The sequence below is a fragment of the Bradyrhizobium sp. 930_D9_N1_4 genome (genome assembly GCF_052076015.1).
In the GTDB taxonomy this organism is placed as follows: Bacteria; Pseudomonadota; Alphaproteobacteria; order Rhizobiales; family Xanthobacteraceae; genus Bradyrhizobium.
Window position 1 is genome coordinate 4,779,224 of the sequence record NZ_CP197236.1, and the last position, 11,775, is coordinate 4,790,998.

General features: G+C 64.4%; 14 protein-coding genes. 6 read left to right on the forward strand and 8 right to left on the reverse strand.

Going from position 1 to position 11,775, the window contains the following annotated elements; genetic code table 11:
- The first annotated feature begins 165 nt into the window (after window positions 1-165).
- Entirely contained in the window at window positions 166-1,236 is a 1,071-nt protein-coding gene (locus tag AB7532_RS22755) for a patatin-like phospholipase family protein (RefSeq protein WP_441236941.1), read from the forward strand.
- 21 nt (window positions 1,237-1,257) lie between these two features.
- Here AB7532_RS22755 and AB7532_RS22760 read toward each other — a convergent pair whose 3' ends face one another.
- Window positions 1,258-1,686, reverse strand: coding sequence for a CBS domain-containing protein (locus tag AB7532_RS22760; RefSeq protein WP_441236942.1), 429 nt, complete (start codon window positions 1,684-1,686; stop codon window positions 1,258-1,260).
- A 189-nt stretch (window positions 1,687-1,875) separates the two neighbouring features.
- A complete protein-coding gene (locus AB7532_RS22765) occupies window positions 1,876-2,691 on the reverse strand; it encodes a rhomboid family intramembrane serine protease (protein ID WP_441236943.1) in 816 nt (271 codons plus the stop codon).
- 452 nt (window positions 2,692-3,143) lie between these two features.
- Between AB7532_RS22765 and AB7532_RS22770 the strand changes: the two genes are divergently transcribed.
- Window positions 3,144-3,698 (forward strand): PAS domain-containing protein, encoded by a 555-nt coding sequence (locus AB7532_RS22770; protein ID WP_441236944.1) that lies wholly within the window; start codon window positions 3,144-3,146, stop codon window positions 3,696-3,698.
- Window positions 3,699-3,878: 180 nt separating this feature from the next.
- On the opposite strand, the gene AB7532_RS22775 is transcribed toward AB7532_RS22770, so the two are convergent.
- On the reverse strand, window positions 3,879-4,265 hold the full coding sequence (locus AB7532_RS22775; protein ID WP_441236945.1) for a COG4315 family predicted lipoprotein: 387 nt from the start codon (window positions 4,263-4,265) through the stop codon (window positions 3,879-3,881).
- A gap of 143 nt (window positions 4,266-4,408) precedes the next feature.
- Here AB7532_RS22775 and AB7532_RS22780 point away from each other — a divergent pair, with 143 nt between their 5' ends.
- Both AB7532_RS22780 and AB7532_RS22785 read left to right on the forward strand, forming a co-directional pair.
- On the forward strand, window positions 4,409-4,915 hold the full coding sequence (locus tag AB7532_RS22780; protein WP_441239337.1) for a GNAT family N-acetyltransferase: 507 nt from the start codon (window positions 4,409-4,411) through the stop codon (window positions 4,913-4,915).
- 124 nt (window positions 4,916-5,039) lie between these two features.
- On the forward strand, window positions 5,040-5,336 hold the full coding sequence (locus tag AB7532_RS22785) for a hypothetical protein (protein WP_441236946.1): 297 nt from the start codon (window positions 5,040-5,042) through the stop codon (window positions 5,334-5,336).
- A 70-nt stretch (window positions 5,337-5,406) separates the two neighbouring features.
- On the opposite strand, the gene AB7532_RS22790 is transcribed toward AB7532_RS22785, so the two are convergent.
- A complete protein-coding gene (locus tag AB7532_RS22790) occupies window positions 5,407-7,380 on the reverse strand; it encodes a DEAD/DEAH box helicase (protein WP_441236947.1) in 1,974 nt (657 codons plus the stop codon).
- Between the two features lie 336 nt (window positions 7,381-7,716).
- On the opposite strand from AB7532_RS22790, the gene AB7532_RS22795 reads away from it, so the two are divergent.
- On the forward strand, window positions 7,717-8,070 hold the full coding sequence (locus tag AB7532_RS22795; RefSeq protein WP_441236948.1) for a cupin domain-containing protein: 354 nt from the start codon (window positions 7,717-7,719) through the stop codon (window positions 8,068-8,070).
- Window positions 8,071-8,087: 17 nt separating this feature from the next.
- On the opposite strand, the gene AB7532_RS22800 is transcribed toward AB7532_RS22795, so the two are convergent.
- From AB7532_RS22800 to AB7532_RS22815, 4 genes are all read right to left on the reverse strand, one after another.
- Window positions 8,088-8,603, reverse strand: a complete 516-nt coding sequence (locus tag AB7532_RS22800) for a hypothetical protein (RefSeq protein ID WP_441236949.1) — start codon at window positions 8,601-8,603, stop codon at window positions 8,088-8,090.
- Window positions 8,604-8,714: 111 nt separating this feature from the next.
- The gene (locus tag AB7532_RS22805) at window positions 8,715-9,131 is read right to left on the reverse strand and encodes a VOC family protein (protein ID WP_441236950.1); all 417 of its coding nucleotides are present in this window, start codon (window positions 9,129-9,131) and stop codon (window positions 8,715-8,717) included.
- A 109-nt stretch (window positions 9,132-9,240) separates the two neighbouring features.
- Window positions 9,241-9,720: a DUF5680 domain-containing protein gene (locus tag AB7532_RS22810; RefSeq protein ID WP_441236951.1), complete on the reverse strand. Its 480-nt coding sequence runs from the start codon at window positions 9,718-9,720 to the stop codon at window positions 9,241-9,243.
- Window positions 9,721-9,723: 3 nt separating this feature from the next.
- Window positions 9,724-10,875, reverse strand: a complete 1,152-nt coding sequence (locus tag AB7532_RS22815; RefSeq protein ID WP_441236952.1) for a zinc-binding dehydrogenase — start codon at window positions 10,873-10,875, stop codon at window positions 9,724-9,726.
- 159 nt (window positions 10,876-11,034) lie between these two features.
- Here AB7532_RS22815 and AB7532_RS22820 point away from each other — a divergent pair, with 159 nt between their 5' ends.
- Window positions 11,035-11,556, forward strand: a complete 522-nt coding sequence (locus tag AB7532_RS22820; protein ID WP_441236953.1) for an AAA family ATPase — start codon at window positions 11,035-11,037, stop codon at window positions 11,554-11,556.
- The last annotated feature ends 219 nt before the right edge of the window (window positions 11,557-11,775 follow it).

The window sequence follows — 11,775 nt, forward strand, 5'->3', positions numbered from 1 at the left end:
TGGAACCCGGTTGACGCCTGCGTGATTAGAGACGAGGCAACCGGCTCTCGCCACACTGCTGCCCCCTGCTTCCCGAACGGTATAAACCATGCTTGGCCCTCGTTCTGGCGAAGCGGAAGGACGGTGCCTACTCTGGTGAGGGCTGGCCCGGGTAGGAGAGTTTCGGTGCTTGATATCTTGAAGGGTCGGGGCGCAAACGGATCGAATGGCGAGAAAGTCGGCGAGAAAGTTGGGCTCGGGACCACCCGCCGCCCCGTCATCGGCCTCGCCCTCGGCGGCGGCGCGGCGCGCGGTTTTGCCCATATTGGAATCCTGAGAACCCTGGCGGCCAACGGCATCGTGCCCGACGTCGTGGTCGGCACCTCGATCGGCGCGGTGGTCGGCGGCCTTCATGCGGCAGGCCGCCTCGATACGCTCGAAGAGTGGGGTCGCAGCCTGCAGGGCATGCGCAACATCCTCGGCTATCTCGACATCCGCCTCAACGGCTCCGGACTGCTCGGCGGCGAGAAGCTGGCCAACCGTCTCGAGGAGGCGGTCGGGCAGACCCTGATCGAGGATCTTCCGATCAAGTTCGCCTCCGTCGCGACCGAGGTCCGCACCGGCCACGAGATCTGGCTGACGCACGGCCGCGTGGTCGATGCGATGCGCGCCTCCTACGCCCTGCCCGGCATCTTCTCGCCGGTGCTGATCGGCGACCGCTGGCTGGTGGACGGCGCGCTGGTCAATCCGGTGCCGGTCTCGGCCGCCCGCGCGCTCGGCGCCGAAATCGTCATCGCCGCAAATCTTTCCAGCGACATCTTCACCCATTCCACGACGATCTATGCGCATGGCGCGATGCCCACGCCGATCGCGGCCGAGCCCGAGGAGCCGGCTGCCAAGCGGCGTTTCCCGCGGCTGTTCTCGGCGGAGAAGGCCATGAAGCGCGAGTTCTTCGGCAGCGCCGGACGGCCCGGCATCTCCTCGGTGATGGTCGATGCCTTCAACATCATGCAGGACCGCATCACCCGCGCGCGGCTTGCCGGCGATCCCCCGGACCTGCTGATCTCGCCGCGGGTCGGCCATTTCGGCTGGTTCGACTTCCACCGCTCCGAAGACCTGATCGCGCACGGAACCCGCGCGGCCGAACGCGCGCTGGAGTCGATCCAGGAGGCGATCGAGGTGCTCGCGCCCGCGCCGACCGGCAGCGCGCCGAAAGCCGACGGTTCCAGGGCAGACGAGTCCAGGGCAGACGATTGAGGGCGGACGCGTAAAGTCCGCTCAGGCCGTCTTGATGTAGTCGCGCAGGGCTTCCTGCTCGGACTCGTATTCCTGGACGCGGCGCTTGACGATGTCGCCGATCGAGATCAGGCCGACGACCTTGCCGCTATCGATCACCGGCAGATGGCGGAACTTGCCTGTCGTCATCATCTCCATGAGCTCGGCGACCGTGTCGGTCTCCTTGCAGGTCACGACCTTGCGGGTCATGACCTGAGACACCGGCTCTTCAAGCGCGGCGGCGCCGCGGTCGCCGATCACGCGCACGATGTCGCGCTCGGACAGGATGCCTTCGAGCCGGCTCTGGTTCATCACCAGCACCGCGCCGATCTTCTTCTCACCGAGCAGCTTGACCGCAACCGCCAGCTTGGCGTCGGGCTCGACGCTCATGATCTGGTGGCCCTTGGTATTGAGGATGGAACGTACCGTCATTGTCGCCTCCCTGAATCGGAGCCGTCCGCCTTTTGGCGGTCCGGACTTGTTCGCGAGTCTTCAACTAACAGTTTTGGCGCCGGTTTCACGCTCAGGCGCTTTAGGAAGCAAAGCCTCTACGGGCTTGTCGCTTCGGAACATTCTTCACGGGAATGATGGATGAATTCGGGCAGCACCGCAAGCGCCGCTTCAAATACGGTCTGAAACGTCCTGTGATGACGCATCCGCAGCATCGCTTCGCACGCGCGGCACGGGATCGAACAGCGCGAACAGCAGGAGCCCTGCGAAGAATCCGCCGATATGCGCCTGCCACGCGACGCTCGTGGTCTCGGAGTCGACGCCGATTGCGCCGACGCCGAAGATGATGTTGACGCCGAACCACACCGCGAGAAAGCCGACCACCCGCCCGTCACGCAGCGCGCGCGACAGCGGCAATGCCGGAACCCTTGCGGCGGTATCGGCGTCCGAACGGTTGAACGACAGGAAGCTGCCGCGCACGAAGGCAAAGCGGATCGCGGCTGCCATCGCACCCGACACCGAGGCCGAGGCGCCGATCATCGGTGCCACCGCATGCTCATGGGTGACGAGATGGGCGAGTGCGCCGGCGGCCGCCGTCACCGCGAGAAACAGCCAGAACCTGACCGCACCAAAGCGCCGCGCCAGCGCGCTGCCGAACGGCAGCAGCCACAGCACGTTGAAGCCGAGATGGGTCAAATTGGCGTGCAGCAGCGAATAGGTGACGAAGGTCCAGATCTTTGCGCCGGCACCGCCGGGGATCTCGAGGTTGAGCAGCGAGGAATCGTAGCGCTTCGGAATGAAGCCGAAGACGTCGATGGTCCAGTTCTCCAGCTCCGGCGGCAGCAGCACCCGCAGATGGATCGCCGCCAACAGGAGGATATAGGCGGTCAGCGCCACAGGCAGCGTCAGGATCGGCTCGCGCGGAGCTTCCTCGACGGCCGGCACGTCCGGCTCTGAATCCTGCGGAGAATTTGGCGGGGAATCCAAGGCAGCTCGCTTTCAGCGCAATCGCAGCGCACCGCTTGGAGATAGTCGCCTTTGCCGGCCTTGCGCAAGGGCACAAAAGGAAAAGGCAGGGCTCCTGGGAAAAGCCCTGCCTGTCCGTGTCGGCCTTCCGGTACCAGAAGAATGAAGGTGTATCCCCACCCCTCCCCGGCCCGTGACCAAACTGTTTGACGCCCTGTGTACAGGCCCCGCCGAGAACCTGGAGAAAAGCGGCGAGGCTTGCGACCGCGATCACCATAGCAGGCACGGGACGCACGCAAAGCGCATAGTTAATTTAACGTTAACGACGCAAAGACCGGCTTAAGGAAGCCGAAAACGCCTCCACGGCATGGACGCTGCAAATCCCCTCCTGCACAACAACAAAGGGATCGCGGGTGCACTGAAGCGGGACAGCTTTGTCCCGCAAGGTTGCGCCCCGGGGCGAGCGTTCAGTCATGAAACATCCGTCGAGCCGCGCGTTCTTCGCGTATTGGGACAAGAAGCGCGGCACCGCACGGGCCCCTGACCGGGCCGACATCGACCCGGCCGCCGTCCGCGGCCTGCTCGGCGATATTTTTGTGCTCTCCTGCGAGCCCAATCTCGGCTTCCCGTTCCGCGTCGCTGGCACGCGCGTCTGCGCGCTGGCCGGGCTCGACCTCAAGGACCAGAGCTTCATGGCGCTGTTCAACCAGGCCAGCCGCCGCGAGATCGAGGAGATCACGACCATCGTCGCCGACGAAACGCTGGGGGCGATCGCCGGCATCACCGCTGCGCGCGAGGATGGCAGCAAGGCGCATCTCGAGCTGCTGCTGCTGCCCTTCAATGCCCGCCCGCACACGCCGATCAGCGTCACCGGCGTGCTCGCGCCGTTCGACGACGAATGCGGCGCTCTGTCGGCCTTCACCCTCACCTCCTGGCGCTACCTGCACCAGCCGGAGAAGCTGCTGCCGCGCGCAATCCGCAAATTGCAGGTCGCACGCGGGCTGATGGTGTATGAGGGGCTGAGGTAGTCTCGTGTCCCGGACGCGCTGCAACGCGGAGCGTTGCTGCGCAGAGCCGGGATCCAGAAGGCCATAAATCTCATCGACAGAATGGGCCCCGGCTCTGCAGCGCACCACCGAAGAGGTGCTGCGCTGCGTCCGGGGCACGAGACCTTCTCACATGTCAAACATGAGATGTCCGACCTCCGCTTACGGCATCGCCAGATGCCAGGCGCCGTTCAGAAAGCCGTCGCCGGTGACGTCGCCGGGCTTGGTGTCCTTGGCGAAAGTGTACAGCGGCTTGCCCTTGTGCGCCCATTGCTTCGAGCCGTCGTCGCGGGTGATGACGGTGTAGCCGTCGGCGGCGGCATCGCTGGCTTCGGCTTTAAGTGCCGGCCAGTTGGTCGCACACGGACCGTTGCAGGCCGACTTGCCGTCCGCATCCTTGTCGAAGGTGTAGAGGCTCATGCCCTTGGCGTCGGTGAGCACGTTGCCCTTGTCGGTCTTGCCGGTCTTGGTCGGAGGTGCCGCGAAGGCTGCAGGAACAATCGCGAGCGAGATTGCGAGCGTGAGCGCGAGGCGGAGCGAGGACGTCATGGGTTCTCCTGTCATGCAATTGGCTTGCATGGGATAGGACGCCGGGCGGCGCTTCATATTCCTGCGACAGCGGCCAGGATATTTTTCGCTGCGCGCGGCTATGCAGCGGAATAAACTCGATGATCAGAGACGGAACGATCGACATGAGCAAGTCGCATTGGCGCCCCGCGCGCACCCCCGACCTCGTCGCGATCAACGCGATCGCGGCGCGCATTCATCCTGACCTGTCCGAGCGACCCGCGGTGTTCGCGGAGAAGATGCGGCTCTATCCCGATGGCTGCCGCGTGCTTGTCGTGAACGATGCGATCGCCGGCTACGGGCTCGCGCATCCCTGGAAGCAGCACCAGATTCCGCCACTCGACGGCTTCCTGCAAACATTGCCCGAGGATGCGGACTGCCTTTACGTGCACGACGTCGCCGTGCTGCCCGACTTCCGCGGCGGCATGGCGCGCGACTATGTTGACGCTATCGAAGCGCTGGCGCGCGCATCCGGCATCGTGACGCTTGCCCTGGTATCGGTCTACGCGACGCGGCCCTTATGGCAGGGCCTCGGCTTTCGGCCCGTCACTGAAGATGCGGAATTGCGCGCAAAGCTCGTATCTTATGGCGACAACGCGACGTATATGCTGCGCGAGCTCGCTGCGACGTAACGTCCCTGCCCGACCCATGGCTCACGCGAGCGTGAAGCTCCCCCTCGAACCGGTTTTGATCAGCTCCCGTCGAAGAACTGTGCGGACCGTTCTGGTCTCGCCGAAACGAGACTGGAGAATTTCCATGAAGCTCACATTGTCAAAGATTGCTTTGATTACAGTGGTTGCAGCGACCGCGTTCAGCGCAACGAGTGCCAACGCGAAGCAGTACCGGGCCTATGGCTGCGATACCGCCTTCTTCGAGGGCTGCGGCATTCTGATCGAGGGGCCGACCCCGCCTGCGAGAAGCCGCGTCAACCTCACGCACGACACCTCGCCCACCTACATGAAGCAGACCGACCCCCGCTACAGCTCCGCGATGCGTGATGCCGGCGGCGGTGGGGGTGGCGGCGGAGGTGGTGGCGGTGGCGGCGGCCGCTGAGCCCACCTGACGTTTCAGATGATGCCGCCGGCGCAATCCGGCGGCATCATTGCTGTCTCATGGCGGCGCTTCAGCCGCGATGCTTTTTCTTCTTCGGCTTCTTTCCGGGCGCGCCCTTCCCGGGCCACGGCGTGACCGAAGGCTCGGCATGGCCCGGCTTGTCCTTGTGCTTCTTTTTCTTGCCGAACGAAGGCGCATCCTCGAATTTCGGCTTGCGTCCGCCGTGCCCCTTGTCCCGCGGCTTGAATTCACTCTTGTCGCGCGGGCGGTCGTCGCGACGTTCACGATGATCGCCGTCGCGGCTCTCGCGCCGGGGCGCGTGTGAGCGATCTTCCGACGGCGCCTGCTGCTGCGGGGCGCCCGTCATCGGTTCGAGACGGATATTGTCTTCCTTGTCCGGACGCTTGATCTTGGCAGTGAAAGATTCCGCGACCCGCTCGGAAATTTCAAACTCGGTCGTCGTGTCCATGATCTTGATGGCGCCGATATCGCCCTTGTCGATGCCGCCGCGACGGCAGATCATCGGCAGGAGCCAGCGCGCTTCCGCGTTCTTTCGTCGTCCGATGTTGGCGCGGAACCAGACGGTGGCCTCTCCCATGCCGTGCTTCGGCGACGATTTCCCTGATTTGGGTCGGGGCCTTTCGGGACGATCATCGCCGCGCGAATTGCGGACATCGTCACGCGGCGCGCGGACGTCGTTTCGACCGCGATCGTCGCGCGGCCGGCTGGTGCGCTCACCGGGATCGATGATGTCCTCGGGTGACGGCAGCCGTGCGCGATAGAGCCGCGCGAGCGCGGCTGCGATATCCTCGGCCGAGCGCTCGGCCAGCAACGCCTGCGCCAGCACGAGATCGTCGGGGGTCATTTCTTCCGTGAACAGCACGTCCTTCATGCGGTCGTGATCGAGCTTGCGGATTTCCTCCGCCTGCGGCGCCGTCCCCCAGACCGCGTCGATCCCGGAGACATTCAGCAGCATTTCCGCACGTCGCCGTCGTATCGGCGGCACCAGCAGGACGCTGGTCCCCTTTCGGCCCGCGCGCCCCGTTCGGCCCGAGCGATGCTGCATGACCTCGGCGTCGTTGGGCAGGTCGGCATGAATGACGAGATCGAGGCTCGGCAAATCGATGCCGCGGGCGGCCACGTCGGTCGCGACGCAGACGCGGGCGCGTCCGTCGCGCAGCGACTGCAGCGCCATGGTGCGCTCGTTCTGCGTCAACTCGCCGGACAGCGCGACCACGGAGAAGCCGCGCTCCAGCAGCGCCGCCTGCAAATGCCTGACGTGATCGCGCGTGCTGCAGAACACCAGCGCGCTCGGCGCCTCGTAGAAGCGCAGCACGTTGACGACCGCATGCTCGGCGTCGGCGGGCGCGATCCGGATCGCGCGATACTCGATATCGGCATGACCGCCCTCGTCGCCGGCGACCTCGATCCGGAACGCCTGCTGCTGATACTGCTTGGTCAGCGCCACGATGCCGCGCGGAAACGTTGCCGAGAACATCAGCGTGCGGCGCGTCTCCGGCGTGGTCTTGAGGATGAATTCCATGTCCTCGCGAAAACCGAGATTGAGCATCTCGTCGGCCTCGTCGAGCACGACGACCTTCAATTCCGAGATGTCGAGGCGGTTACGGCGCAAATGATCGCACAAGCGGCCGGGCGTGCCGACCACGATGTGAGCGCCAATCGCAAGCTCGCGCTGCTCGCGCCGCGGATCCATGCCGCCGACGCAAGAGACCACGCGCCCGTCTGCGTGCTCATAAAGCCAGGCCAGTTCGCGATGAACCTGAAGTGCGAGTTCGCGGGTCGGCGCCACGATCAGCGCAAGCGGCGCGCCCGCCCGCTCGAACCGCTCGGCGTCGCCGAGCAGATCCCTGGCCATGGCCAGGCCATAGGCCAGCGTCTTGCCGGAGCCGGTCTGGGCCGAAACCAGCAGGTCGCGCTCGGCGGCCTCATCCGCGAGCACGGCAAGCTGAACGGGGGTCGGAGAATCATAGTTTCGCTCAGCCAACGCACGGGCGAGCGGCGGGGTCAGGGCCGGAAATGACACGGGATGGAAAACCTTGGTTAATTCAGGCGCGGAACGGTGAACCGAGGGGCCGGAAACGCCGCATTCGCGGCAGAAGGCCCAATCACACGCGTGACGATTTGATTTGGACGCTCTTTACGCCAAGAGCGGGCAAATCACCATGCCTATGATGCATGGCGCTGGCGACAGGGTGAACATGCCCGCAGGTGCTCGAATCCACGGTTTGGCGCCATTTTATTTCGTTCCGAGAGCTTTTGGAGCGGATCGGCAGATTTTGGCGGCCACCTGGCTTAACCTGCCGGCGATCGGACGTGCCGGGGATGCACGCACGACTTCTCAAGCCCGGACAGGTGAGACATGGCCGACAGCATATCGCTTGCCGACAAGCTGGCGACCTTCGAAGAGCTATGGTCTCCACGCACCGTCACGACCTTCAACGACTGCGACGTGATGGTGGTGAAGGTGAAGGGCGAATTCACCTGGCACAAGCACGACGACACCGACGACTTCTTCCTCGTCCTGAAGGGCCAACTGGACATCGAGCTGCGCGACCGCACGGTGACGCTCGGCCCGGGCGAACTCTATGTCGTCCCCAAGGGCGTCGAGCATCGCCCGGTGGCACGTGAGGAGGTTCACCTCATGCTGATCGAGCCGACCGGCACGCCGAACACCGGCGACAAGGCCACGGCTGCGGCGCGCAAGCTCGCATAACATGCAACGCGCTGATCTTAATCTCTTGCCGCAGTCACCAGCCTGCTGAAGCTGCCGACCAGCCGTGCTCTCGCCCACACAACGGTGTCCCTCACCGAGCGGCTCAGGGCGCGGACGGCGCGCCACGCTTCGGTTGCCTGGAGCCACGCCCGAACCGCGGCGAATTTGCCGTAAGCCCAGGCGAAGGCCGGAATCTTCATCAGCTTGTCGCGCGTGAGATGAAACAGGCGCTCGACCAGGACGAGCTTGAGCAGTTCACCGACAATCAAGGTCGCCGCACCGCTCACGACCTGACCGGTCGCGGCCAGGTATGCCGCAACGGGTTTGACCGGCTCCAGAATGATCACGGGCACGGAAAACAGGGCGAGCGAGGCATAAGGCGGCAGCGATCTGATCCAGGCGCGCACCCGCTTGAATTCGAGATACCGCCCGAGCCAGCGCGAAATCGGCGCAGCCACGGCCATGAAGATGGCATCCACCACGAAGTAGACGGCGGCCAGAATGTAAGTGACGGGTTCCAGGATTCGCTTCACGGTACCTCTCCCGCGAACTGAAAGCCTGAACTGGGGCCTAAGTTTCACCCCGGCATGAATAACTCACGGAATTGGGGTGGAACCTTTGGGGCATCGGCCGCCGCTACGCGCTCAAATCTCGGCGTAGACCTCGAGCAGATTGCCGTCGGGATCGCGGAAGAACAGCGTGCGATGTCCGAACGACTGGTCCGTTGGCGGCGACAGCAGCGCCACACCCTGCCGCATGAGTTCGTCGGCGCATGCATCGACCTCGGCCGCGGACACCTTGAAGGCCAGTTGCAGCGAAGCGCTGCCCGCCGGTGTCGGCGCGTCGCCGGCGGTCCGGCCGGGTCTTGCCAGCGCCAGCGTGTTGGGGCCGAGGCCATATTCGATCCAGTTCGGCGAGAGTTCGCGCAGCAGGGATAGCGCGAGCACGTCCTCGTAGAAGCGGCGCATCGCGACCATGTCGCGCACGAAGATGACGGTATAGTCGATCGCGCGGATGGCGTGGAAGGGAGAACGGGTGCGCGAGGTTGGTTCGGTTGTCATTTCGTCCTCATTCCAAACACTGCTTCGTAGCCCGCATGGAGCAAAGCGGAATGCGGGACCGGCGGCCCCGGATTGCGCTGCGCTCCATCCGGGCTACAAGACTGGAGGCTTATCGCAGCAGACCGCCACTGTAGCGCAGCTCGTAGAGCGGTGCGCCATCATGCCGCAAGATCGCCTCGACGCCATGAAAGCGTTCGAGCCCGCCTTCGACCTCGTTGCGATAGACCATGTCCGCCTGCTCGAACAGGCGCGGCCCGCGATAGGGCTCCGCGACGCTCACACCCAACAGCGCCTGGCGCAGGAATTTGTAGATCGCGAGAAAAGTGTCGCGATCCCCGATTTCCGTGCCGACGCCGCCGCTGTAGCTCATCGACCAGATGACGCGGTCATCGCGCGACACCGTCTCCTGCCCGACGAAAAAACCCATTCCGAAATAGATATCGCGGTAGGCATAGGGTGGAGCCCGGTGCTCAAGCTGCTTTGAGCCGGCGAGCAACGGCGTTGCCACCGTCGCGTCGTCGTCGAGGCCCGCATAAGTGCGCCGCTTGGCCTCGACCAGGAACGCCGCGAGATCGTTCGGAATGGACATTTTCTATTCCACCAATTCCGGCCACGGCACGATGGTCGACTTCACCGTCTTCATCGCCATCGCATCCCGCACCGCCTGCGCAACGCCTTCCTCCGTGAACGGATAGATCGTCTGCATCTTCAGCCACGGATATTTGTCCCGGGTGCGGTAGAGCATGTCGACGCCGAGCGGCAGGTCGTTGCCGGTGAAGCCCCAGGATCCCAGCACGTTGAGATCCTTGGTGCAGATGCGGTGCCAGGAGGTCTCGATCGAGCCGGCATCGGTGAACTGGCCCATCTCGACATAGGTGCCGCCGTCACGCAGCATCTCGATGCCTTCGGGGCCGGCGGTCGGATGGCCCGAGCAATCCATCACCAGATCGGCGCCGAAGCCGCCGACGATCTCGCGGACGCGCGCGATGCGCTCTTGCGGCGATTTGATCTCCTCGATGTTGACAGTCGCCTCCGCGCCGAACTCGCGCGCCAGCTTGAGCCGCGGCTCCTCCGGTGCACCGACGCAGATCACGCGCCCTGCCCCCATCTCAAGTGCGGCTGCGACCGCCAGAATGCCGATCGGGCCTGAGCCCTGGATCACCACCGTGTCGCCCCAGGAAAAACCGCCGGCGCGTGTCGCGCGGTTGAACGCGCGGATACAGGACGTCAACGGCTCCGACAGCGCGCCGAGACGCAGCGACATATCGTCGGGCAATTTGTAGATCTTGGTGCCCGGCAGCATCTCGAGATCGACATAGACATATTCCGCCCAGCCGCCCCACATGTGCGGCGCCTTGTCGAAGCCGAGATAGCGGCCGTAATAGACCGGCGTCAGGCACTTGTTCGCGGTCTGCGGATAATGAATGCAGTAGTAGCAATGGCCGCAGGGCATCAACGGCGGGATCATCACCTTCGAGCCGACCTTGAGCGGCTTGCTCATGAAGTCCTCGGTGAACTCCTCGCCGCATTCGACGATGACGCCGCCGATCTCGTGTCCGAGCGTGAACGGCCACGGCAGCGGCTTCGGCCAGTGACCTTTCAGGATATGCAGATCGGTGCCGCAGACACCGCAGGCGCCGACCTTGAGCAGCGCGGCCTTGCGGCCGACCTTCGGCCACGGCACGGTTTTAATGACGGGTTCGCTGCCCGGCCCTGCGTGGGTGCAGACGCGGATCTGGTCCATGGCTGTTTCCTCGATGCCCGTCTGTTGTGTTGATTGCTTGCGCGGGCTGTGGCGAAGCGTATGTGAGATGCGTGGGGATGCCAAGCCGCGGTATCTGCGCCGCGTGACCCCGTCGAAAATGCACGTTGCGAACCAGGGAACGTTGGCGGATCATGAGACATGACGAGCCTTCGACCACCAGCCTTGATCGTGTTTGGCGGCCTTCCCGGCACCGGGAAGACGACGCTGTCCCGCAAGCTGGCAATGCGGCTTGCAGCGACGTATCTTCGGATCGACGCCATTGAACAGAGCTTGCGGCATGCGGGCCTTCCGGTCGGAGCAATGGGCTACGCGGTGGCCCACGCACTCGCGGTCGAAAACCTCAGGCTCGGTCGGATCGTTGTTGCCGATTGCGTCAATCCTGTCCTTGCAAGCCGCACCGGCTGGCGACAGACCGCCTTGCAGAACTCGGCACAGATCGTTGAAATTGAGATCGTCTGCACCGACCTGGCACTGCACCGACAGCGCGTGGACAATCGATCTCCCGACATCAGCGGCCATGAATTGCCTCGCTGGGACGAAATAGTGAATCACCACTATGAAGGGTGGGATCGAGAGCATCTTGTGCTTGATACCGCCTTCGGCTCGCCCGATGATCTCGTCGAACAGGCGGAAGCCTATGTTCGCGGCAGGATCGGTTAGGCCGCTCGGGCGAGAGACCCGGATGTCGCGACGCAGATCCCGGGTACGGCGCGTGCCACAACCGCCGCCGTCATACCCGCGCAACCGCGAAGCGGTTGTCGCTGGAGGTGCGCGCTCTTGCGCGCCTCGAAGGATGGGCTAAACGCGCTCGCGGCCATCCTTCGAGGCTCGCTTCGCTCGCACCTCAGGATGACGGGCGAGTGTGTGGCGACAGTGCAT

Bases quoted from the DNA above. Each gene is read 5' to 3' on its own strand.
- AB7532_RS22820 (WP_441236953.1), top strand. From the start codon at position 11,035: ATGACGAGCCTTCGACCACCAGCCTTGATCGTGTTTGGCGGCCTTCCC.
- AB7532_RS22805 (WP_441236950.1), bottom strand. From the start codon at position 9,131: ATGACAACCGAACCAACCTCGCGCACCCGTTCTCCCTTCCACGCCATC.
- AB7532_RS22785 (WP_441236946.1), top strand. From the start codon at position 5,040: ATGAAGCTCACATTGTCAAAGATTGCTTTGATTACAGTGGTTGCAGCG.
- AB7532_RS22770 (WP_441236944.1), top strand. From the start codon at position 3,144: ATGAAACATCCGTCGAGCCGCGCGTTCTTCGCGTATTGGGACAAGAAG.
- AB7532_RS22780 (WP_441239337.1), top strand. From the start codon at position 4,409: ATGAGCAAGTCGCATTGGCGCCCCGCGCGCACCCCCGACCTCGTCGCG.
- AB7532_RS22775 (WP_441236945.1), bottom strand. From the start codon at position 4,265: ATGACGTCCTCGCTCCGCCTCGCGCTCACGCTCGCAATCTCGCTCGCG.
- AB7532_RS22760 (WP_441236942.1), bottom strand. From the start codon at position 1,686: ATGACGGTACGTTCCATCCTCAATACCAAGGGCCACCAGATCATGAGC.
- AB7532_RS22795 (WP_441236948.1), top strand. From the start codon at position 7,717: ATGGCCGACAGCATATCGCTTGCCGACAAGCTGGCGACCTTCGAAGAG.
- AB7532_RS22815 (WP_441236952.1), bottom strand. From the start codon at position 10,875: ATGGACCAGATCCGCGTCTGCACCCACGCAGGGCCGGGCAGCGAACCC.
- AB7532_RS22810 (WP_441236951.1), bottom strand. From the start codon at position 9,720: ATGTCCATTCCGAACGATCTCGCGGCGTTCCTGGTCGAGGCCAAGCGG.